This is a genomic window from Vibrio sp. M250220 (assembly GCF_036533795.1).
GTDB lineage: Bacteria > Pseudomonadota > Gammaproteobacteria > Enterobacterales > Vibrionaceae > Vibrio.
The window spans coordinates 30,114-53,102 of sequence record NZ_JATABI010000023.1; the positions used below are offsets into that span (position 1 = coordinate 30,114).

Below are 22,989 nucleotides of genomic sequence, written 5' to 3' on the forward strand. Positions count from 1 at the left end.
AGGTAACATATGAGCTACGATTTAGACGAAGACATTCTTCAGGACTTTTTAGTCGAAGCGGGAGAAATTCTAGAACTACTCTCAGAGCAGTTGGTTGAACTAGAAAATAATCCTGAAGATAAAGATCTATTAAATGCCATTTTCCGTGGTTTCCATACTGTTAAAGGTGGTGCCGGGTTCCTGTCGTTGACTGAACTCGTTGATACTTGTCACGGTGCAGAAAACGTGTTCGATATCCTGCGTAATGGCCAGCGTCACGTTGATGCTAGCCTTATGGATACAATGCTTAAAGCGCTGGATACGGTCAATGAACAGTTCCGAGCTGTACAAGATAGAGAACCGTTGCCACGTGCAGAACAAGATCTGTTGGATGAATTGCATCGCTTAAGCAAGCCTGCATCCGCTGATGAAGCAGTCTCCGCTCCCCCTGTTATTGAAGAAACCGTTCAAGCCGAGCCTGTTATCCCTGAGCCCGTCATTGAAACATCGGCACCTAAAGCTGACGTCTCTGCGGGATCTATTGATGAAATTACTCAAGACGAATTCGAAAGACTGCTAGATGAGCTTCACGGTGCAGGAAGTGCTCCTGGCACATCTGCCAGCAAACCAGCCGCACCAGCGACGCCACCTCCTGCGGTGAGTGCAGATATGAGTGGTGATATCACCGATGATGAATTTGAGAAACTGCTCGATGAATTACACGGTGTAGGTAAAGCGCCAGGAGAGAGTGAAGCTCCGACCCCGCCGCCTGCGCCAGCAGCCCCATCTATGGCTGGCGATAGCGATCTAATGACTGATGAAGAGTTTGAGAGACTTCTTGACGATCTTCATGGTTCAGGCAAAGGCCCGTCAATTGAAGAGCTAGATGCGGCGACTAAGCCTGCTGCCGCTAACCCTGCACCGGCTGCCCCTGTCAAACCAGCTGCGGCGCCACAACCAGCGGTAGCGACTGCGCCAAAAGAACAACCTAAACCGCCAACGAAGAAAGAAGCCCCAGTTCCGGCGACTCAAGCTAAAAAGCCTCAGGCAGAAGCGACCGTCCGTGTTGATACCTCGACACTAGACATCATCATGAACATGGTGGGTGAATTGGTATTGGTACGTAACCGACTGCTCAGCTTAGGCTTGAATAGCAACGACGAAGAGATGTCTAAAGCGGTAGCAAACCTAGACGTAGTGACTGCTGACCTGCAGGGCGCGGTCATGAAAACGCGTATGCAGCCAATCAAAAAAGTATTTGGCCGTTTTCCACGCGTTGTCCGCGACTTAGCACGTAGCTTGAACAAAGACATCACGTTAGAGATGCGTGGAGAAGAGACAGATCTTGATAAAAACCTTGTTGAAGCGCTAGCGGACCCATTGATTCACTTGGTGAGAAACTCAGTTGACCACGGCATTGAAATGCCAGAAGCGCGCGTTGCTTCAGGAAAACCAAGAACAGGTAAAGTGATCCTATCTGCATCTCAAGAAGGTGACCATATTGAACTGGCTATCGTTGACGATGGTAGTGGTATGGACCCTGATAAACTTCGTGGCATCGCCGTTAAACGCGGAATGATGGACGAAGACGCAGCATCACGATTGACGGATAAAGAGTGTTTCAACCTCATCTTTATGCCTGGTTTCTCGAGTAAGGAGCAAATCTCCGATATCTCGGGTCGTGGTGTAGGTATGGACGTAGTGAAAACGGCGATCAATACCCTCAATGGCTCTATCGATATTGACTCAGAAATGGGCAAAGGCACCAAGATCACTATCAAGGTACCGTTAACACTGGCGATTCTACCAACTCTAATGGTAGGCGTTGCGGGTCACCCGTTTGCACTACCGTTAGCGAGTGTGAATGAAATTTTCCATTTAGACCTGAGCCGTACAAACGTTGTTGATGGTCAGTTGACAATCATCGTTCGTGAGAAATCTATTCCACTGTTCTATCTACAAAATTGGCTGGCACCTCGAGCGGGTAAAGTTGAACTGCGTAAAGGCCATGGTCATGTGGTTATTGTGCAAATTGGTAGCCAGCGTGTTGGTTTTGTCGTCGACACCTTGATAGGTCAAGAAGAAGTCGTGATTAAACCTCTAGATAATCTTCTACAAGGAACGCCGGGTATGGCGGGTGCGACAATCACAAGTGACGGTCACATTGCACTTATTCTAGATGTACCAGATTTGCTTAAGCAGTATGCCGCTGCTTCGCGAATCTAAATCGCGAGATATAGAAGGACAAATATGGCGATCAAAGTATTAGTAGTTGATGATTCGAGTTTCTTCCGTCGTCGCGTGAGTGAAATAATTAACGCTGAGGCAAGGTTGGAGGTCATCGATGTTGCCACTAACGGTAAGGAAGCGGTTGAAAAAGCGTTAACTATCAAGCCAGATGTCATAACGATGGATATAGAGATGCCGGTCATGGACGGCATCACCGCCGTTCGAGATATTATGGCTAAGTGTCCTGTACCTATCTTAATGTTTTCATCGCTGACTCATGACGGTGCGAAGGCAACGTTAGATGCGCTTGAAGCGGGAGCGTTAGACTTTTTACCTAAAAAGTTTGAAGACATTGCGCGTAACCGTGACGAAGCCGTCTCCTTGCTACAACAGCGCGTCATTCAGATTGCTTCTAAACGTGCTTCAATGCGACGTGCGGTTGTTAGACCAGCGGTGACGAAGCCGACAGCTCCGGCTCCGGCAACAGGACGTACACCACTTCGTCCAGCTCCGACGCCAGCGGCAAGACCATCGGTTGCAACCCGATTTAAAGCGAGCGGTAAGAAGTATCAATTGACGGCGATAGGCACCTCCACGGGTGGCCCTGTCGCGCTACAAAAAATATTGACACAATTACCTGGCAATTATCCTCATCCCATTGTTCTCATTCAGCATATGCCAGCGACATTTACTGCCGCTTTTGCTAGCCGATTGAACTCGCTATGTAAGATTCAAGTGAAAGAAGCGGAAGATGGCGATGTATTAAAACCGGGTGTCGCTTATTTGGCGCCAGGTGGTAAGCAGATGATGATTGAAGGTCGTCCTGGATCCGCCAAGTTACGTGTCATTGATGGTGGTGACCGCATGAACTACAAACCATGTGTGGACGTCACCTTTGGTAGCGCAGCTAAGATTTACTCTAACCAAGTTCTGTCAATGGTGTTGACTGGGATGGGTGCGGATGGTCGAGAAGGTGCACGAATGCTGAAAAGTGCAGGCGCGACAATCTGGGCTCAAGATGAAGAAAGCTGTGTTGTTTATGGCATGCCACAAGCCGTTGCAAAAGCGGGGATCTCTACCGAAGATTTACCGCTGGATCGAATTGCTGAGCGTATGTTAGTCGAAGTCGGTCTAGCATAGAGGTCATTCATGATTGTATGGAGCATAGCAAACCAAAAAGGGGGGGTTGGTAAAACGACGACCACCATTACGCTGGCTGGTTTGCTTAGTAAACAAGGTAAGCGAGTTCTCTTAGTTGATACAGACCCTCATGGGTCTTTAACCACTTACCTTGGTTACGATTCAGACACCGTTGCCTCAAGCTTGTTTGATCTGTTTCAGCTAAAAGAGTACACCGAGCAAAGTGTGATGCCGTTAGTGATGAGATCCGATATTGAAGGTATCGATTTGATCCCAGCGCACATGTCTTTGGCGACATTAGATCGTGTGATGGGCAACAGAAGTGGTATGGGATTGATTCTCAAGCGTGCGTTATTGGCAATCAGAAGACACTATGACTATGTGTTGATAGATTGCCCACCGATTCTTGGCGTTATGATGGTCAATGCGCTTGCGGCAAGTGATCGTATTTTGATCCCGGTGCAAACTGAATTCCTAGCGATGAAAGGGCTAGAGCGCATGGTACGTACGCTGGCGATTATGCAAAAGTCACGCAATAAGTCATTCAAGGTCACCATAGTTCCGACCATGTATGACAAACGTACCCGCGCCTCACTTCAGACGCTACAGCAGTTGAAGAAAGATTACCCAAGTCAGGTTTGGTCATCGGCAGTACCGATAGACACTAAGTTCAGAGATGCCAGTTTAAAACACTTACCGGTGTCGCACTTTGCTTCAGGTAGCCGTGGCGTGTTTGCTTACAAGCAGTTGCTCATTCATCTAGAGAGGTTGGCCATCGATGACTAACCACTCATCGCTCTCAAGCGAACAAGCGCTAGATGATTACTTCTCTGCTCTTCTTGAAGAGAGTATGGAAGGCGACGAGCAACAAATTGATACGCAGGAATCAATACTATCCGTTGTCCCTGAACCTGATTTAGAGCCAATAGAGTTAGAACCGTTAGTTCAGTCTGTGGAAGAAAAGAGTTACTACCGTCTTCCAACAGAGGAAATTGAAGTACCAAAGTTAGATGATGTCGAGCGTCTGCTTAAACAGCTTGAATCGACCAACCCTGTCGCTGAGTTAGAACTTGAAGAAGTGATGGAGAAAAATACGCTCAACATCGCTCAAGTACAAACCAAGCCACAGATCGAAGAAGTTCAAGAGTGGGACATCGAAGAGGTTGCGGTTGAAACTGTTGCCGAGCCCGACATTGTTGTTGAGCAAGAGTTTGACGCTCCTCAAGTAGAAATTGAACAGCCACAAGTGGATGTTGAAACCGTCGCTGACGTTGAACCTCAACTTGAAACACAGTCTGGCAATCATGGATTAGGCACTTGGCATTCGACTCAGCGGGAAAGCGATTTTCAGGTTCTGTATTTTGACGTGAATAATGTCACTTTTGCCGTTCCACTTGATGAACTTGGCGGTATCCACCGCATTGCTGAACTGAACCATCTTATCGGTCGCCCAGACTGGTATTTAGGCCTTCAGACCAGTCGTGAAGCTCAGCTTGATGTTGTGGATACAGCAAAATGGGTGATGGCTGAAAAGCTCAAAGACGATAGTCACAAAGAAAAATATCAGTACATAGTCATGCTCGGTGAGAGCATGTGGGGCTTGGCATCCACTGAGTTGATGGGTACCGAGTCATTGAACCCTGAGATGGTACGCTGGCGAGAAACCGCGGGTAAACGCCCATGGCTTGCTGGAATGGTTAAAGAAAAAATGTGTGCTTTGGTCCATGTTGAAGCATTGATAGCTATGCTTAATGCAGGGCTTGATGTCAAAGCACTAGATAGTTAGAACATTTATGCCGATTTAGGCTTAGAGAGGATAAGGTATGTCTCAAACTAATGAAGTAGAAGTAAGAAAAGAGCAGTCTAACGACGAAGTGCTTCAGTGGGTGACGTTCCAACTAGAAGAAGAAACCTACGGCATCAATGTAATGCAAGTACGTGAAGTACTGCGTTACACTGAAATCGCGCCAGTACCAGGTGCACCTGATTACGTGTTAGGTATTATTAATCTACGTGGTAACGTTGTAACAGTTATTGATACCCGCTCACGCTTTGGTTTGATGGAAGGCGAGATCACGGATAATACACGTATTATCGTTATCGAATCTGAGCATCAAGTCATCGGTATTCTGGTTGATAGCGTGGCTGAAGTTGTTTACTTGCGTTCATCTGAAATTGACACTACGCCAAGCGTTGGTACAGATGAAAGTGCTAAATTCATCCAAGGTGTCAGCAACCGTGATGGCAAGCTGCTTATCCTAGTAGACCTTAACAAGCTACTGACCGATGAAGAATGGGATGAGATGGCTCACCTATAATGGATACGAGTTGGATGACCAGTGCTCCGGTGATTGCCGGAGCGATAGCCTTAATATTGTTGTTTTTAGGCTTAGCGTTATTACGACTAAAGCGTGGACAAACGCGCTCGTCTGAGCATCTTCGTCAACAAAACCGCCATTTAGATAAAGAGCTGCAAAAAACCAATAAACAGTTGTTGGAAGTAAGATCCGTTGTGGTAGGACTTGGGCAACGTGTCAGTGAGCAGCAGGATATCATTCAGCATTTAAACGAGCGTATTACCGAACTAGAGCAAGCGGACAATGATGGTCGCCTGTATTCTCGGGCGAGTAAGATGGTTCAACTCGGTGCTGACGTCAACGAGTTGATTGAAGAGTGTGAACTGCCGAAAGCCGAAGCGGAACTTATGATGTCGCTACAAAATAAAATCGCCGGCAAGGAAAAGGTACCACCGCTAGAAAGCAGTCCCGAAAGACGAAAAACAGCGGAACGAAAGCGCAGTAGCAGACGATAACAAAAAACGAAAAAGTGCCTAAGGGCACTTTTTTTATGTGTGTTTGTAACCATTTAGTGGTATTTACTAAGAGTTATGCTTAATTATTAACAGATTCTTACTTAGTTTCGTGATTCGTATAGGTCTAATTCTGTTTTGAGATGAAAAGGGTGTGGTAAGATACACCTTCGTAGTTTATCTAGTGATCCCACAAATGTTAGAAGTATCTCAATTGACAGCGATAAGAGACGAAAGAGTTCTCTTTGAATCTTTGTCTTTTACGATTAATTCCGGAGAGTTAGTTCAAGTTGAAGGAAGAAATGGTACAGGCAAAACCACGCTGCTTCGTATTATTACCGGACTTGGTGATCGCGATAACGGCAGCATAAGCTGGAATGGTGAAGAGATTGAATCGAGTCGGGATCTATTTCACCAGGATTTACTCTTTCTCGGTCACCAGACTGGGGTGAAACGCGAGCTTACTGCCTACGAAAATCTACGTTTTTATCTAAGCATTCATTCACGTCAACCTTATGACAAAAACACAATTTATAACGCGTTAACAAAAGTGGGTCTGGCTGGGCGTGAAGATGTTCCTGTCGGTCAGCTTTCTGCCGGACAACAACGACGCGTAGCGTTAGCAAGATTGTGGTTAAGCGATCATAAACTTTGGATTCTGGATGAACCACTCACTGCAATAGACAAGCAGGGCGTAAAGGTGCTTGAATCACTGTTTTTGCAGCATGCGGAAAGTGGCGGCATTGTTATGCTTACCACCCACCAAGACATGTTCGCAGACAACCCAAAACTTAGAAAAATTAAATTGGGTGATTAACCATGTTTGGCACTATTAATAGCATTATCAGACGTGAGCTTCTTATCGCTTTTCGCCGACAAGCCGATATTTTTAACCCGCTGTGGTTTTTTATTATCGTGATTACTCTATTTCCTCTCAGTATTGGTCCTGAGCCAAATTTATTAGCCCGTATAGCCGCAGGTATTGTTTGGGTTGCAGCCTTACTTTCTGCTCTTCTTTCACTCGAGCGATTATTCCGTGATGATTTCCAAGACGGTGCATTGGAACAAATGATGCTAATGCCTGTCCCATTGCCTATCGTAGTGATATCTAAAGTGGTTGCCCATTGGCTATTGACAGGGTTGCCTCTGATATTGATTAGCCCGTTGTTGTCTGTTCTCTTGTCGTTGGATTTCAACACTTGGTCAGCGGTTGTTTTAACCTTGTTGGTCGGTACGCCAACATTGAGCTTTATCGGCGCGATTGGTGTGGCGTTAACGGTGGGGTTACAAAAAGGAGGGGTTTTGTTGAGCTTATTGGTTCTTCCTCTCTATATTCCGATCCTTATTTTTGCGACATCAGCGATTGATGCCGCTTCATTGGGAATGGCGTACAACGGTCAATTAGCAATATTAGGCGCGATGTTTATCGGAGCAATGACGCTAACCCCGTTTGCAATCAGTGCCGCACTTCGAGTAAGTGTAAATTAGATGATTTCGATCAAGCACGAGTTTTCCCCTTTATATAAATTACAAAACTAATAATTGTTTAACAAATAGTTAGACAAACCTGAAGTAAGAGTGAGATCAACAATGTGGAAATGGCTCCATCCTTATGCCAAGCCTGAGTCAGCTTATCAGTTATGCGGTAAGCTCTTGCCATGGTTCTCTGTACTAGCACTGCTATGTTTATCTGTCGGTACTGTATGGGGGCTTGCCTACGCACCTTCTGATTACCAGCAAGGTGATAGTTTCCGAATTATTTATATTCACGTACCAGCCGCGATTTGGTCTATGGGTGTCTACATGTCGATGGCGATAGCCGCATTCATCGGCATTGTTTGGCAAGTACGTTTATCGGATATGGCAGCATCGGCCATGGCACCAATCGGTGCAGTGTATACCTTCATTGCTCTGATCACTGGCGCAATTTGGGGTAAGCCGATGTGGGGGACTTGGTGGGTATGGGATGCACGACTTACCGCTGAACTGATCCTGCTATTTTTGTACCTAGGTGTGATTGCTCTTTACCATGCATTCGATGACCAGAAAACAGCGGCTAAGGCTGCGGGCATTCTTGCCATCGTTGGTGTCGTCAATCTGCCTATCATTCACTTCTCAGTAGAATGGTGGAACACGCTTCACCAAGGCGCAACGATTACAAAATTTGAAAAGCCATCGATTTCTAACGATATGCTTTGGCCGCTATTACTGAACATTTTCGGTTTTGCCTTCTTCTTTGGTTCACTGGCTATGATCCGCTTACGTAACGAGATCATAAGCAAAGAGACCCATCGTCCTTGGGTGGTGAAGCTGGCGGCGGATAAATCTCAGAGAGGGAGTTAAAAATGCATTTTGAATCTTTGAGTGACTTCTTTGCTATGGGTGGCTATGCAGGATATGTGTGGACAGCGTTTGGTGTGACGTTTGGTGCCATGCTGATTTTACTGGTTGTCAGCCTGCGTCGTGGCCGTTCGCTACTTAATGAAGTTCAAGCAAAAGTGGATAGACAAGCTCGTATAGAAGCAGCTAAAAATTTGGAGAACACACTATGAACCCAAGACGTAAAAAGAGACTCGGCATTGTTGTCGCGATCTTTGTTGGTATCAGTGCAACCATAGGTTTGATGCTGTACGCACTTAATCAGAATATGGATCTTTTCTATACACCGACTGAACTTGTTAATGGTAAACCCGACGGCACTAAACCTGAAGTCGGCCAGCGTCTCCGTATTGGTGGCATGGTTGTCGTAGGGTCAGTGAAACGTGATGCAGAATCTCTGCGCGTTTCATTCGATTTGCATGATGTAGGCCCTAAGGTAACGATTCTGTACGACGGTATCCTGCCAGATCTCTTCCGTGAAGGGCAGGGCATTGTTGCACAAGGTGTACTGAAAGATGCGACGACTATCGAAGCATTTGAAGTTCTCGCTAAGCACGACGAAGAGTACATGCCACCTGAAATTGCGGAAGCAATGAAGAAAACGCATGAGCCACTTCAATACACTGAACAACAAAAACAAGGAAGCGATCAATGATTGCTGAAATTGGACATTTTGCCCTAATTGTCTCGTTGGCATTAGCTGTCTTGCTAAGTATTTTGCCATTGGCTGGGGCATCACGTAACAACATTCTATTGATGAACAGCGCCAGACCTCTGTCTTGGGGCATGTTCTTACTTCTCTCCGTTTCATTTGGTGTATTGCTGTGGGCATTTTATACCAATGACTTTACGCTTAACTATGTAGCCAGCAACTCCAACAGCCAGCTACCATGGTACTACCGTCTGACGGCAGCATGGGGTGCTCATGAAGGCTCGCTTCTACTTTGGGTATTAATTCAAGCTGGTTGGACAGTCGCAGTGGCTTCGTTCAGTCGCGGGATGCCTCAAGAATCAGTGGCGCGCGTTTTAGCGGTGATGGGAATGATTACTGTGGGTTTCCTACTGTTTATTATTCTGACATCTAACCCGTTCTTACGTACATTGCCATTTTTCCCTGTGGATGGCCGTGACTTGAATCCACTTCTGCAAGACCCTGGCTTAATCATTCACCCACCAATGCTATACATGGGTTATGTAGGCTTCTCGGTTGCCTTCTCATTTGCAATTGCATCGCTAATGACAGGTCGTCTTGACACGGCTTGGGCGCGTTGGTCTCGTCCTTGGACTACAGCCGCATGGCTATTTTTGACGCTAGGCATCGCACTAGGTTCTTGGTGGGCGTACTACGAACTTGGCTGGGGCGGCTGGTGGTTCTGGGATCCAGTAGAAAATGCGTCATTTATGCCATGGCTAGCGGGTACGGCGTTAATGCACTCACTGGCTGTGACAGAGAAACGCGGGACCTTTAAAGCGTGGACTGTACTGCTTGCAATCTCAGCGTTTTCATTGAGTCTGCTTGGCACCTTCTTAGTTCGTTCGGGCATCTTGGTTTCGGTACATGCGTTTGCATCCGATCCCGCTCGCGGTATGTTTATTCTAGGCTTCTTAGTCTTTGTGATTGGCGGTTCGCTGCTACTGTTCGCAGTGAAAGGGGCATCAGTGCGTGTCCGTGGTAACTTTGAACTTGTATCTCGCGAGAATGCTCTGCTTGCGAATAATGTGCTGCTTATTGCGGCGCTAGTTGTCGTACTTGTTGGTACGTTACTGCCACTCGTTCACAAACAGCTTGGATTAGGTTCAGTATCGATCGGTGCGCCATTCTTTGACATGTTGTTTGCTTGGTTAATGATTCCATTTGCGTTCCTGTTAGGTATCGGTCCTCTGATCCGCTGGAAGCGTGACAACTTGTCTGGGCTAGTTAAACCGATGCTCGTGTCGGGTGTGGTATCACTGGTCTTTGCTGCTGTGTTTGTTGTTCTTCTATCAGAACGTTTCCAGTTTATGGCTTACCTAGGTTGGGTCATGTCTTTGTGGATCCTGTGTCTACACGGTTACGAACTTCACCAACGCGCGACACATCGTCATTCGTTTGTCGAAGGGGTGAAGAAACTGCAACGCAGCCACTGGGCGATGATGCTTGGTCACCTTGGTTTAGCCGTTACTGTGATTGGTATTGCGATGGTGCAAAACTACAGCATCGAGCGTGACGTAAGGCTTGCGCCAGGCGAACACTTTGAAATACAAGGTTATGACTTCTACTTCCAAGGTCTACGCGACAAAGATGGTCCTAACTACGATGGTTACATTGCTGACTTTGAAATTACTCGCGATGGCAAGTACATCAACACCTTACATGCTGAGAAACGATTCTATACCACCGCACGCTCTATGATGACTGAAGCGGCGATCGATCGTGGAATCACGCGAGATCTTTACATAGCGATGGGTGAACGCTTAGACGATAACAAGTCTTGGGCGGTACGTATTTACTACAAACCGTTTGTTCGCTGGATTTGGGCTGGTTCGTTATTGATGGCTCTTGGTGGAGCAATTGCGATCAGTGATAAACGTTACCGCTTTAGAAAGAGTGCGAAGAAGCAGGAGGCATAATGAATAAGAAGTTTCTGTTTATTCCCCTAGTGGCGTTCTTGGGCTTGGTGGCAGTCTTTGCCATCCAGCTAGTAAAAAACCAACATGGTGATGACCCAACTAAACTGGAATCTGTTTTAGTTGGCAAAGAGGTGCCTAAGTTCAAGTTAGAAGACCTAGCTGAGCCGGGTAAACTTTATGATCAGGCAATCTTTAAAGGTGAGCCGCTACTACTTAACGTATGGGCGACTTGGTGCCCTACTTGTTATGCAGAGCACCAATACCTGAATGAACTGGCGTCTCAAGGCGTCAAGATTATTGGTATGAACTATAAAGATGATCGAGAAAAAGCGGTCGGCTGGCTGAATGATTTAGGCAATCCGTATTTGATCAGCTTGTTCGATGGCAACGGTATGCTTGGGTTAGATCTTGGTGTTTACGGTGCTCCTGAAACATTCCTAATTGATGCAAATGGCATTATTCGCTACCGCCATGTTGGCGATGTGAATACGCGTAACTGGAATGAGAAGCTTAAGCCAATGTATGAAGCAATGTTGGCGGAGGCGAAGCAATGAAAAAGTGGATACTCGCTATCGCGACCAGTTTGCTGTTTGCGCTGACTGCCCATGCTGCAATTGAAGTGTATGAGTTTGATACATTGGAACAAGAGCAGCAATTTAAAGAGCTTGGAGGCACGCTTCGTTGTCCTAAATGCCAAAACAATACCATCGCGGATTCGAATGCCGAATTGGCTGTCGATTTACGTCAAAAAGTCTATGAAATGACCAAAGAAGGTAAATCAAAGCAAGACATTATCGATTATATGATTGCTCGCTATGGTAATTTCGTCACTTACAACCCGCCGTTTACAATCGCGACTTCAATCTTGTGGTTAGGTCCAATTGCCGTGGTAATGTTTGGTTTTGGTTTCATTCTTATTAGAAGCCGCAAAACCAAGACCAACACAAAAGCCGATAGCCAGCAGTGGGATGCCGATAAAGAAGCACGCCTAAAGGCTCTGCTTAATGAAAAGAATGATGGAGACAAGCAGTAATGACACTATTTTGGATAGCTTCAGTCATTCTTATTGCAATCAGCATTGTCATGATTGCCATGCCTTTCATTAAAAGAAAGAACAACAACGATGCTGAATTGCGTGATGAACTCAACAAAGCGTTTTATAAAGATCGTCTTGAAGAGCTGGAAGAAGAAACCGATGAAGGTTTGGTCGACAACCAGCAAGACTTGATTGAAGATCTTAAGCAATCATTGTTGGACGATATTCCAGCAGATAACGTCAAACAGCAGGAGAGTAACACCTCTGCGCTGGCCGTTATTGTGCCTTCAGCCTTATTGGTTATCGGTCTCTCTTATGGCCTTTACTTTAAGTTCGGTGCTTCGCAAGACGTTATGCAGTGGCAGCAAGTTAGTGCTAACTTACCCGCCTTGTCTAAGAAACTGATGTCTCCTGAAGGCACAGCGTTAAGTGATGACGAGATGGCTGATTTGACGTTAGCATTGCGTACCCGCCTACATTACCAACCAGATGATTCTACTGGCTGGCTGCTGTTGGGACGTATCGCATTGGCGAACCGAGATATCGATACGGCGATTGGTGCGATGAAAAAAGCGTACAACCTCGAAGCTCAGAATACCGACATCATGCTCGGTTACGCGCAAGCGTTGATGCTTTCACAGGATGATGTCGATCAGGATAAAGCACGCAATATACTCGGTAAGCTTGTTCAGCAAGATTACGTCGATTTGCGCGTCTTCTCCTTACTGGCGTTTGACTCATTCGAGCGTAAAGATTTTGCTGCTGCGGTTCGTTATTGGAGCATTATGCAACAGATGATTGGTCCTGAAGACAGCCGTTATGAAATGCTAAGCAGAAGTATCGAAAATGCACAAAAGCAGATGGGTCAACAAGCTGGTACTGGCAAGTCTGTTGCGGTAAGCATTTCGCTTGGTGCTGGTGTGAACGCTGATCCGAACTCATCATTGATTGTGTCTGTGCATTCTGCCGATGGTTCACCAATGCCGGTCGCCGCTGCTCGTTACCCATTAGGCACTTTCCCAAGAACGGTAGTGTTGGACGATGGTAACAGTATGCTCCAAGACAGAAAGCTCTCTTCCCTTGATTCTTTAATGGTTCGCGTGCGCATCGATAGTGATGGAAACGTTGCAACGAAAGAAGGGGACTGGTTTGGTGAGAGCGAAGCCGTTAAAATGGGTGAACCAGTTGAAGTTATGATTAATAATCAGTATTAATAGCTGTAGGTTATTCATTGCAGTAGGCCGGTGTTTTCACCGGCCTTTTTTATGGAAATTATAATAATGAAGAGTATCAACTCGCGGTTAGGGATTTTACTATGCGCAGTGTTAGCTTTGTCAGGATGTGCCAGCACGCCTCCCGATGATGAGCAAGGCTTAAGCCAGCAACAAGCCTATGATCCTATTGAAGGTTTCAACCGTTCAATGTGGACCATTAACTATGATTATCTAGACCCATATTTCGTACGACCTGTCTCTTTGGCCTACGTAAATTACGTGCCAACTCCGATTCGCAGTGGCATCCGTAACTTTTTAGGCAACCTCGATGAACCCTCTAGCATGATTAACAATCTGTTGATGGGTAATGGCAGCAAAGCGCTTGACCACTTTAACCGCTTTTGGATTAACACCACGTTTGGCTTAGCGGGTTTAATCGATATCGCATCAGAGGCGGGCATCACTGACCATAATGAAAAAGCGTTCAGTGACGCAGTGGGTCATTACGGGGTAGGGAATGGCCCTTACGTTATGGTTCCGGGTTACGGCCCATGGACTGTTCGTGAAGCGACAGATGTTGTCGATGGTATGTATGTACCTTTGTCCTTTCTTAATATCTGGGCTGGGCTAGGTAAATGGGCGTTAGAAGGAATGGAGACTCGTGCAGTGCTCATTAACCAAGAAGAGCTGCTTGACAACTCGCCTGACCCGTATGCATTGACTCGTGATGGCTATATTCAGCGTCAGAACTTCAAAGCTGAAGTCGTGACAGATGATTACGATGAGGATCAAGAAGCGTTTTTGGATGAGTATCTCGAAGAGTACTAAAACGCTGGATATTGTTGATAAAAAAGGGCTTGGTCATCGACCAAGCCCTTTTTACTAGATATTTCTAATGGTTAGAACGTGTAGTTCGCTTGTACACCGATTAGCCAGATGCTACCGCTCACTTCACCAACAAACTCTCCCGCGACCATCTGCGCAGCGTTGTCTGACTCATAACCACGTGACTCTTTAATAGGAGCGTTTTTAGCAAGAATGTAAGTTAGACCACCATCTAGAGTGAACTGCTTTGTTACTTCGTAACTAGCACCAAGGCTTAACCATGTACGATCTGTCTCTGGGATTGTGATTGTACGGTTTTGATCACTTACCGCTGATGTATCGTATGCTGCACCCGCGCGCAGTGCTAACTTAGAGTTCATCATGTAGGTTGCACCTAGTGCGAAACGGTAGTTATCTTCCCAGTTTTCTTCCTTCACCATCTTGGTACCGTAAGTATTAAGCTCAGCTTCAAGCTTCTCGAAGCTGCTCCAATCAGTCCAATTGATGCTTGCGTGGATGGCAAGTTTATCATTTAGTTGATGGTAACTTGCCAGTTCAGCTGTTGCAGGCAGTTCTAGGTTCATAGAACCGTTGTCTCGTGCGGTAGCTAAAGCAGGAGTAAAGCCTAAACCTGTGGCGTAACCTTCAAGGTTTAGTTTAACGGCTGATTTATATGCGAAGCCTATACGGTGATTATCATTAATTTGCCATGCGGTGCCTGCTTGCCAACCGAATGCAGTGTCGTCACCTTCCATGTACTTGAGAGTCGTCCCTTGAGGTACAGAAAGTACGTTGTATTCAGGTGCTTTCGCGCCAAAACTACCTTCACCCATGACATAGCGAAGACCACCACCAAAGCTCCATTGCTCATTGAGTTTGTATGCAACATTTAGGTTGGCTTCCATAGTCATAACACTCGCTTCGTTACCAAAGTGAGAGCCAGCAAAACCATCACCTAGGTTAGTTTCCATGCCATAGTTGGTGCCTAGTGCAAAGCCTACTGCAATTTCATCAGAGTAACGGTGTGAAATGTATAGATTAGGAATGACTGCATCGTGTGCAAAGTCAGATGACGAAGCATTTGAAGTTGGTAGCAAAGGGCTAGCAGACTTAGAACCATCAACACTGCTGTTAACATCAATGTTTGGATTTACATAGATCGCACCAGTAGAAACCTGAGTACCTTCTAGATACGTCAGCATGGCTGGGTTACGCCACTGTGCACTTGCGTTGTCAGCCATTGCTGCTTCACCAGCGTATGCGCGACCAAGGCCTGTCGCTGAGTATTCTGCTAACTGGAAGCCTGCTGCGTTTACTGCCGCTGATGTTGATAATAGGCTACCCGCCACTGCGATAGATAGGAGAGTCTTATTCATTTTCATTGTAATGTTCGCTGAGTTGATTTGATATCAGTCGAGCGATCATAGGGTTAGAGTTATTACTTTAAAAATTAAAAACAATGTACAGATGGATTTTAGAGTTAAATGCTAACTATAATGCGTAGGTAGATGAAAATGCTGGATGTTAAGAGTGTGTTTCTAAAACTCAGCGAACACATGTGTTGTAGACAAACGTTTTTCGGATACAGGTGTAAGCTTAAATCGGCGTGGTTAATTGATAAAGTATTGCTGGAAGGGGAATTTAACGCAATAAAAAGGGCCAGTAATTACTGACCCTTGGTATTAGTGCGTTAGCTTAAATTAGAAGCTGCGGCTGTATTGTAGACCCAACAATATTGCGTCTGCATGTGTTGTTGCAGTTAGAGTAGATAAATATTGTGGGCTCGTAGGGTTTGTTGGATCGTAAGTAGGGTTAGGTGTGCCTTCAGTTACGTTTACGTCATCACCCATCAGGTAAGTGAAACCAAAGTCTACATTGGACGATGAGTCAATGTGGTAAGTGAAACCCGCCGATAACCATTGACGATCTGAATCAGGTACAGAGATTGACGTTAGGCTATCTTGAGCGCTCGTGTCATACATATAACCTGTGCGTAGAGTCCAATCGTTGTTTAGGTAATAAGTACCACCAATAGCGTAGTGCCAACCATCTTGCCATTGGTAAGGCTTATCATAGCTTGAGCCTAAAGGAGAACCTTGTAGGTTGCGGAATTCGATTTGGTCGAAGTCTTTCCAGCCAATGTATTGAATGCTGTAATGCACAGCAAACTTTGTATCTTCGATCTTGTGGTAACCAGAGAATTCAGCAATGTCAGGTAAAGGTAAGTTAATTTCTTGACCACGATCATCTTGTGCTTTGAACTCAGGGCTGTAGTGGTAAGCTAGACCGAAACGATTGTTTTCATCAAGCTCGTATACAGCACCAACGTTGAAACCTACAGCCCAACCATCTGCTTTGTCGACATTTACTAAATCCATACCGCCGATAGTTGCCACGCTAGAGCTAGCAGTACGTTTCATAGTACCTTCACCGTAGATCAGGTCTAAACCAATACCGAAGCTCCATTGTTCGTCTAAGCGGTATGAACCAGCAAGACCTAGGTTAAAGCTTTTAACATCAGTAAGGCCGCCAAACTCAGAGGCAACGTAGTTAGTGTCAAACTCAGTTTTGGTACCAAAATTGGTGTAGGCATTCACACCCCAAGCAAACTGTTCATTTACTGGTACGATTAGATGAATATTCGGTGCAATAGAGGTGTCACCTGCATCGTCGTAATTCGCGTTTTGAGCAAGAGAAGGTACAAACTGACAAGTAGTACCGCAGTAGCTTACATCTTTAACTTCAATCATTGAAGTAATGCTTTCGAAACCTAGCGATAGTTCCATTTTATCAAATAGAGCCATTGCAGCTGGGTTACGAGCCATAACAGCAGCATTATCAGCAATTGCTGCATCACCAGCAAATGCACGGCCAATACCTGTTGCTGATTGAGCGTTAAGTTGGAAGCCTGCAGCGAGAGCGTGTTGCGAAGCTAGAGTTGCGGTTGTGATAGTCACTGCTAAAAGTGATTTTTTAAACAGACGCGTCTTGTTCATTTTTGCTTTTCCTTTTTGGTTCGTCTCTAGTGGACGATATTATTTGAGCAAAAGCTCAGTGGTGGCTGATACTAGACCCAAGTATATGATATAGAAATCCGACCATTAGGTACTTTGGCAATAAAATTGTGTAAATGATGGCTATCTGGCAGGAAAATACTGACAAATGCACCTTTTTAGAGTTAGTGCTCTACTTTTATGCTAAAAAAATGGCCTGAGCGCGTTGCTCAAGCCATGATGTAGGTCACAAAATGTTGCCAGTTTGTTAATTTTGAGGTTTGATGATATTTGACAGACTTTCAGCGATCTTAGCCACGTTTTCACCCTCTTCACCGACAAGGATTAAACTGTTTTTTCCCATAGGTTCGACAACCCCAGCCATACCATCTTTTTCAAAGTTGATTGCTTTATCTGATGCGATGCCTGTTAAGAACATCGTGACTTTGCCTTTTTCACCTTGAAATACCATGTGCACTGCGTTTGATTTTCCGAACCCACAGTGATTAAGGTAATAAACGTGATAAGGGAAGGTGTCAGACAGTTGATGGTCAAAAGGTATCATCTTGGCGTTGATCTGTGAGGACTCGACGCGTTCATCCAACTTAGCGACAAACGGCTTTTCATCGATTACGTGTTTAATCGCTGTATTGGCCAGACTAGCTTGCGCTGGTGTGATGATAAGATTACCCCAGTTTAGTTGTCCCACGAGCAGGCCCGCAACAAAGGCGACTGAAGCGGCCATTGCCATCGCTTTGCGAGCGAAATTCGGTCTAACAATCTTGTCTTCCAGTGCAGAGCTTTGGTTGAACAAAATTCTATCAGCCAAATCTTCAGGAACTTCAACCGCCATTGCTTTTGCAATGCGTTTATCAAGATCAAGAATCTCATCAGCAAATTGGCGGTTTTGATCGCTTGCTGAGATAGCCGCATTAATTGACTCATCTCGCTGTTTAGGGTCGGACATAATGCGTCGACGGAATTCGAGTTCATCCATTTTGCTGCCCCCTTTGTGTATTGTCTGAATCTAATAACTCTTTCAGTTGATTGCGTGCCCTAAAGAGGCGTGTCATAACGGTATTCTTATTAAGGCCAAGAATGTCACCGATTTCTTCGCCACTAAATCCACCAACAACTTGAAGAAACAGTGGTTCGCGGTACTCTTCTTCAAGCTTCATTATTTGTGCTTGAACCCATTGAGTTTGATGATGGGGATCATCAGAGGTCTTGGCGTCATTACCATGATCTTCGATATCAACCAGATCAAATTGTTTACGTTCGAAGCGGCGCGCATTCTCTCGTCTCAAAATCGTAATGAGCCAAGACTTAGCGGCTTTTTCATCTTGTAAGCTATCGAGTGACTTCCAGGCTCTTAAGCAAGTCTCCTGAACCAAATCTTCAGAAATAGTGGGATCTTTACACAGCCAATATGCGTATCGATATAAGTCACGGTGATAGGCTCTTACAAGAGCTTCATATTTTCTTTGCTTGTCCATATCCGAGTTGACCGGATCTTTGGACTTTTTCTTTCCAAAAAATTGAATAATTGACACATGTGCCTCCATTGTTGCCATGTGATTTCTTATTTTTGTTTTATCCATGCCACAATCATGTCCAATGAGCGGTTACTGGCCACTGCGTTTTTACCGTAATTGCGCATGTTTGGTGTTATTCATCGCCGGATTAGACGTGACCTCACAACTATATTGGGAGATATATAAGTCCAACGACATAGAAATCGAACTAAAATTGATCTACTTCAAAATCTAGCTAACTCTAACGGTTATAGTAACACCTGTCATCTAGTCGGTGTTTACATCGATAAGTTGAGCAAGATGACACTTCCTTTTGAAGGCTGACTTTACTTTCTCCTAATCAGGAAACTGATTATTTCAATTGGCGTAAGTTAATTGCTTTTTATATATTCCAACCACACAGTTTTGTGTGGTTTTTTTTGCCTAAAATCTTAGTCAGAGATGGCTGTTAGCTTTGATTTCACTTGGCCCTGACTTATCGACCTACCTATGCTGTATTAATTGTCTCATCTAAACACAGTGAATGTGGAATCTGGCTTGAGTCACGTTTATTCAAACGAGCGTTTGATTGAATTAACAATCTCGTTACAATGATTCTGGTCAGACCTCTATCTATTAAGGAGCAACAATGGGCAAGCAGGAAGTGAAAACTCGCTCAGGAGAACGCGTGGCGATTGTCGCAGGATTGCGAACGCCTTTTGCACGTCAAAGTACAGAATTTAGCCAAGTTCCAGCGGTGGACCTAGGCAAAATGGTGGTGAGCGAAATGCTGGCCCGCACTGAAATCGATCCTAAGCTGATTGAGCAAGTGGTGTTTGGCCAAGTGGTGCAAATGCCAGAAGCGCCCAATATCGCTCGTGAAATTGTATTGGGTACCGGTATGCACATCCATACCGATGCTTACAGTGTCACTCGAGCATGTGCGACAAGCTTTCAGTCTACGGTGAATGTTGCCGAAAGCATTATGGCTGGCACAATCGATGTAGGTATTGCTGGTGGTGCCGACTCTTCATCTGTCTTGCCAATTGGTGTGTCTAAGAAGCTAGCTGCAAATCTACTTGCTCTGAGCAAAACCAAAACGCTTAGCCAGAAGCTCAATATCCTAAAAACACTTTCTCTTAAAGACTTGATGCCAGTACCGCCTGCCGTTGCTGAATATTCGACGGGTTTGTCTATGGGCCAGACTGCCGAACAAATGGCAAAATCTCATGGTATTACACGTCAGGCGCAGGATGAGCTTGCCCATCGCTCTCATACCTTAGCTGCGCAAGCTTGGAATGAAGGAAAAATTGCCGGTGAAGTGATGACCGCTTTCCCTGAACCTTATAAAAAGTGGATCGCGAAAGATAACAATATCCGTGAAGATTCTACGATTGAAGGCTACGCGAAGCTGCGTCCCGCTTTTGACCGCCAATACGGTAGTGTTACAGCGGCGAACAGTACCCCTCTAACGGACGGTGCTGCCGCCATCATGTTGATGCGTGAAGGCAAAGCGAAGGAGCTTGGCTTAGACATCATGGGTTATATTCGCTCATATGCTTTCTCTGCAATTGGAGTTGAAAGCGACATGCTGATGGGGCCATCTTATGCGACGCCAATGGCACTCGATAGAGCAGGAATTCAGCTTTCTGATCTCACCCTAATTGATATGCATGAAGCATTTGCAGCTCAAGCGCTATCCAATGTGAAGATGTTTGCCAGCGATAAATTTGCTCAACAAAAGCTAGGTCGATCTAAAGCAATCGGTGAGATTGATATGGATAAGTTCAACGTACTTGGCGGTTCAATTGCTTATGGTCACCCATTTGCTGCAACAGGCGCACGTATGATTACTCAAACTTTGAGAGAACTGCAACGTCGTGGTGGAGGTCTTGCTCTTAACACCGCTTGTGCTGCAGGTGGTTTGGGCGCGGCAATGGTATTGGAGGTAGAATAATGAGTGAACAAACCGCATTTAACTTATCAATTGATGAACAAAGCATTGCTTGGTTAGCTATCGACGTACCGGGCGAAAAAATGAATACACTTCAAGCAGCGTTTGCTGAAGAAATGGAGTCAATATTCACGCAGTTGGCTGAAAAACAGTCGTCACTGAAAGGTCTGATTGTTCACTCCCTCAAGCCAGACAACTTTATCGCGGGTGCCGATGTCCGCATGTTGGACGCGTGCACCAGTGCGGCCGAGGCGCAAGCGTTGGCTGAAAAAGGTCAGCAAATGTTTCAGCAGCTCGTTGATCTACCTTATCCGGTAGTGGCGGCGATTCATGGCCCGTGTTTGGGAGGGGGGTTGGAACTTGCGTTGGCGTGTGATTATCGCGTCTGTACCGATTCTGATAAAACGCGCCTTGGTCTACCCGAAGTACAACTTGGCTTGCTACCAGGTTCTGGTGGTACTCAGCGTTTACCTCGCCTGATTGGTTTGCTGCCTTCATTAGATTTGATCTTAACGGGTAAGCAGTTAAGAGCGAAAAAGGCGAAGAAGCTAGGTGTCGCTGATGCCGTTGTGCCGAAGACGGTTCTGTTAGACGTTGCAAAAAGCTTTGTTGAGAAACATACAGGCAAAAGCAAGACAAAACGTAAAGCGTCAACCAAAGAGAAGTTGATGGCAAATACGGGTCTTGGCCGTAAAGTGATCTTTGAGCAGGCAGCAAAGAAAACACGCGCGAAGACTCGTGGCAACTACCCAGCTGCTGACGCCATCCTAGAAGTTATTCGTTTTGGCCTAGAAAATGGCTTTGAGAAAGGTCAGAAGAAAGAAGCTGAGCGTTTTGGTGAACTGGTTATGACTCCAGAGTCAAAAGCACTGCGCTCAATATTCTTTGCCACAACAGAGATGAAAAAAGAGCACGGTAGTGACGCTGAACCGAAAAAACTACAACGTGCGGCGGTACTGGGTGGTGGCTTAATGGGGGCTGGTATTAGCCACGTAAGCGTAGCCAAAGCAAAAGTACCGGTACGTATTAAAGATGTGTCTAACGACGGTGTATTGAACGCACTAAAATACAACTACAACTTGTTTGAAAAGCAGAGAAAACGCAAGATTTTGTCGAAAGCTCAGCTTCAGGACAAGATGCTACAGTTGTCTGGTGGTACAGATTTCACCACATTCAACCATACTGACATTGTTATTGAAGCAGTATTCGAAGATTTGCAACTTAAGCAGCAGATGGTTGCTGATGTTGAAGAGAACGCGAAAGATAGCACCATTTTCGCCACTAATACTTCTTCATTGCCGATCCATCAAATTGCTCAGAAGGCGGCGCGACCTGAAAATGTTGTTGGTCTCCACTACTTTAGCCCAGTAGAGAAGATGCCTTTGGTAGAGGTTATCCCTCATCAAGGGACGTCGGATGAAACCATCTCTAGCGTAGTTGAGTTCGCTCGTAAGCAAGGTAAAACGCCGATCGTTGTTAAGGACTGCGCAGGGTTCTATGTAAACCGCATTCTCGCTCCTTACATGAACGAAGCTGCACAAGTTCTAATGGCTGGTGAGCCTATTGAACAGCTTGATACAGCACTGCTTAATTTCGGCTTCCCAGTTGGCCCAATTACACTTCTTGACGAAGTTGGTGTCGATATTGGCGCTAAAATCATGCCTATATTGGTCAAAGAGCTGGGTGAGCGCTTCCAAGGGCCTGATGTGTTTGACAAGCTACTGAATGATGGCCGTAAAGGGCGTAAGAGTGGTAAAGGCTTCTACACCTATAAGGGTAAGAAGAAAGAAGTCGATAAATCGGTGTATAAATTGCTCGCACTCAAGCCAGAATCCAAACTGGCTGAAAGAGAGATGGCTCTACGCTGCGTGTTACCAATGCTCAATGAAGCGGTGCGCTGTCTTGATGAAGGCATCATCCGTAGTCCAAGAGATGGCGACATCGGCGCGATCTTCGGCATTGGTTTCCCTCCATTCTTAGGTGGTCCATTCCGTTACATGGATCAAATCGGCATTAAGAAGCTGGTTGAAATCATGAACGAACACGCACAGAAATATGGCGATCGCTTTGCACCGTGTGATGGGCTGCTCACACGAGCGGGTCTTGACCAAGCATTCTACTGATTATCAAGAAATTTACGCTAGGCGAACCGAGAGGTTCGCCTTTTTTATTTTCAGCCCTAAACCACCTACTTCAGTAGGTGGTTATCATCCGTTTCGGCTTTGCCTGTAAAACTACTCATGCTAAATGCGTCTTTGATTTTTCCAGAAGTCAAAGAGGACAAATAACATGAGTAGATACAATCAA

General features: G+C 45.6%; 22 protein-coding genes. 18 read left to right on the top strand and 4 right to left on the bottom strand.

Annotated elements, in window-relative coordinates; genetic code table 11:
* The first annotated feature begins 9 nt into the window (after positions 1 to 9).
* The 16 genes from QTN94_RS09965 (at position 10) to QTN94_RS10040 (ending at position 14,224) form a co-directional block, all read left to right on the top strand.
* Positions 10 to 2,205 (top strand): chemotaxis protein CheA, encoded by a 2,196-nt coding sequence (locus tag QTN94_RS09965; RefSeq protein ID WP_331427556.1) that lies wholly within the window; start codon positions 10 to 12, stop codon positions 2,203 to 2,205.
* Positions 2,206 to 2,229: 24 nt separating this feature from the next.
* Positions 2,230 to 3,348, top strand: coding sequence for a protein-glutamate methylesterase/protein-glutamine glutaminase (locus tag QTN94_RS09970; RefSeq protein ID WP_331427557.1), 1,119 nt, complete (start codon positions 2,230 to 2,232; stop codon positions 3,346 to 3,348).
* Positions 3,349 to 3,357: 9 nt separating this feature from the next.
* Positions 3,358 to 4,134, top strand: a complete 777-nt coding sequence (locus QTN94_RS09975; RefSeq protein WP_331427558.1) for a ParA family protein — start codon at positions 3,358 to 3,360, stop codon at positions 4,132 to 4,134.
* Entirely contained in the window at positions 4,127 to 5,134 is a 1,008-nt protein-coding gene (locus QTN94_RS09980) for a chemotaxis protein CheW (RefSeq protein ID WP_331427559.1), read from the top strand. The genes QTN94_RS09975 and QTN94_RS09980 overlap by 8 nt, the downstream gene beginning before the upstream one ends.
* A 37-nt stretch (positions 5,135 to 5,171) precedes the next feature.
* The gene (locus QTN94_RS09985) at positions 5,172 to 5,666 is read left to right on the top strand and encodes a chemotaxis protein CheW (protein WP_004413313.1); all 495 of its coding nucleotides are present in this window, start codon (positions 5,172 to 5,174) and stop codon (positions 5,664 to 5,666) included.
* On the top strand, positions 5,666 to 6,160 hold the full coding sequence (locus QTN94_RS09990; protein WP_331416386.1) for a DUF2802 domain-containing protein: 495 nt from the start codon (positions 5,666 to 5,668) through the stop codon (positions 6,158 to 6,160). The genes QTN94_RS09985 and QTN94_RS09990 overlap by 1 nt, the downstream gene beginning before the upstream one ends.
* Positions 6,161 to 6,353: 193 nt before the next feature.
* Positions 6,354 to 6,974, top strand: a complete 621-nt coding sequence (gene ccmA / locus QTN94_RS09995; RefSeq protein WP_269377817.1) for a cytochrome c biogenesis heme-transporting ATPase CcmA — start codon at positions 6,354 to 6,356, stop codon at positions 6,972 to 6,974.
* A 2-nt stretch (positions 6,975 to 6,976) separates the two neighbouring features.
* Positions 6,977 to 7,645, top strand: a complete 669-nt coding sequence (gene ccmB, locus QTN94_RS10000; protein WP_331427560.1) for a heme exporter protein CcmB — start codon at positions 6,977 to 6,979, stop codon at positions 7,643 to 7,645.
* A gap of 102 nt (positions 7,646 to 7,747) precedes the next feature.
* A complete protein-coding gene (locus QTN94_RS10005) occupies positions 7,748 to 8,500 on the top strand; it encodes a heme ABC transporter permease (RefSeq protein ID WP_331427561.1) in 753 nt (250 codons plus the stop codon).
* Between the two features lie 2 nt (positions 8,501 to 8,502).
* Positions 8,503 to 8,709: a heme exporter protein CcmD gene (gene ccmD / locus QTN94_RS10010; RefSeq protein WP_331416382.1), complete on the top strand. Its 207-nt coding sequence runs from the start codon at positions 8,503 to 8,505 to the stop codon at positions 8,707 to 8,709.
* Positions 8,706 to 9,191 (top strand): cytochrome c maturation protein CcmE, encoded by a 486-nt coding sequence (gene ccmE / locus QTN94_RS10015; RefSeq protein ID WP_269377811.1) that lies wholly within the window; start codon positions 8,706 to 8,708, stop codon positions 9,189 to 9,191. The genes ccmD and ccmE overlap by 4 nt, the downstream gene beginning before the upstream one ends.
* Complete coding sequence (locus QTN94_RS10020; protein WP_331416381.1) at positions 9,188 to 11,146, top strand: heme lyase CcmF/NrfE family subunit; 1,959 nt, start codon at positions 9,188 to 9,190, stop codon at positions 11,144 to 11,146. Before ccmE ends, QTN94_RS10020 begins: the two co-directional genes overlap by 4 nt.
* Entirely contained in the window at positions 11,146 to 11,700 is a 555-nt protein-coding gene (locus tag QTN94_RS10025; RefSeq protein ID WP_331416380.1) for a DsbE family thiol:disulfide interchange protein, read from the top strand. Before QTN94_RS10020 ends, QTN94_RS10025 begins: the two co-directional genes overlap by 1 nt.
* Positions 11,697 to 12,179: a cytochrome c-type biogenesis protein gene (locus QTN94_RS10030; protein WP_269377806.1), complete on the top strand. Its 483-nt coding sequence runs from the start codon at positions 11,697 to 11,699 to the stop codon at positions 12,177 to 12,179. The genes QTN94_RS10025 and QTN94_RS10030 overlap by 4 nt, the downstream gene beginning before the upstream one ends.
* The gene (ccmI, locus tag QTN94_RS10035) at positions 12,179 to 13,396 is read left to right on the top strand and encodes a c-type cytochrome biogenesis protein CcmI (RefSeq protein ID WP_331416378.1); all 1,218 of its coding nucleotides are present in this window, start codon (positions 12,179 to 12,181) and stop codon (positions 13,394 to 13,396) included. Before QTN94_RS10030 ends, ccmI begins: the two co-directional genes overlap by 1 nt.
* Before the next feature lie 66 nt (positions 13,397 to 13,462).
* Positions 13,463 to 14,224, top strand: a complete 762-nt coding sequence (locus QTN94_RS10040) for an MlaA family lipoprotein (RefSeq protein WP_331427562.1) — start codon at positions 13,463 to 13,465, stop codon at positions 14,222 to 14,224.
* A gap of 71 nt (positions 14,225 to 14,295) precedes the next feature.
* On the opposite strand, the gene QTN94_RS10045 is transcribed toward QTN94_RS10040, so the two are convergent.
* The 4 genes from QTN94_RS10045 to QTN94_RS10060 all read right to left on the bottom strand — a co-directional run bounded on the left by QTN94_RS10045 (position 14,296) and on the right by QTN94_RS10060 (position 18,779).
* Positions 14,296 to 15,603 carry an outer membrane protein transport protein gene (locus QTN94_RS10045; protein WP_331427563.1) on the bottom strand — a complete coding sequence of 436 codons (1,308 nt, stop codon included), beginning with the start codon at positions 15,601 to 15,603 and terminating at the stop codon, positions 14,296 to 14,298.
* Between the two features lie 318 nt (positions 15,604 to 15,921).
* A complete protein-coding gene (locus QTN94_RS10050) occupies positions 15,922 to 17,217 on the bottom strand; it encodes an outer membrane protein transport protein (RefSeq protein ID WP_331427564.1) in 1,296 nt (431 codons plus the stop codon).
* A gap of 265 nt (positions 17,218 to 17,482) precedes the next feature.
* Positions 17,483 to 18,211 (bottom strand): DUF3379 domain-containing protein, encoded by a 729-nt coding sequence (locus QTN94_RS10055; protein WP_331427565.1) that lies wholly within the window; start codon positions 18,209 to 18,211, stop codon positions 17,483 to 17,485.
* Positions 18,204 to 18,779, bottom strand: coding sequence for a sigma-70 family RNA polymerase sigma factor (locus tag QTN94_RS10060; protein ID WP_269377902.1), 576 nt, complete (start codon positions 18,777 to 18,779; stop codon positions 18,204 to 18,206). The genes QTN94_RS10055 and QTN94_RS10060 overlap by 8 nt, the downstream gene beginning before the upstream one ends.
* A gap of 598 nt (positions 18,780 to 19,377) precedes the next feature.
* Here QTN94_RS10060 and fadI point away from each other — a divergent pair.
* Both fadI and fadJ read left to right on the top strand, forming a co-directional pair.
* On the top strand, positions 19,378 to 20,685 hold the full coding sequence (fadI, locus tag QTN94_RS10065; protein ID WP_331427566.1) for an acetyl-CoA C-acyltransferase FadI: 1,308 nt from the start codon (positions 19,378 to 19,380) through the stop codon (positions 20,683 to 20,685).
* Positions 20,685 to 22,805 carry a fatty acid oxidation complex subunit alpha FadJ gene (gene fadJ, locus QTN94_RS10070; RefSeq protein ID WP_331427567.1) on the top strand — a complete coding sequence of 707 codons (2,121 nt, stop codon included), beginning with the start codon at positions 20,685 to 20,687 and terminating at the stop codon, positions 22,803 to 22,805. The genes fadI and fadJ overlap by 1 nt, the downstream gene beginning before the upstream one ends.
* Positions 22,806 to 22,989 lie beyond the last annotated feature (184 nt).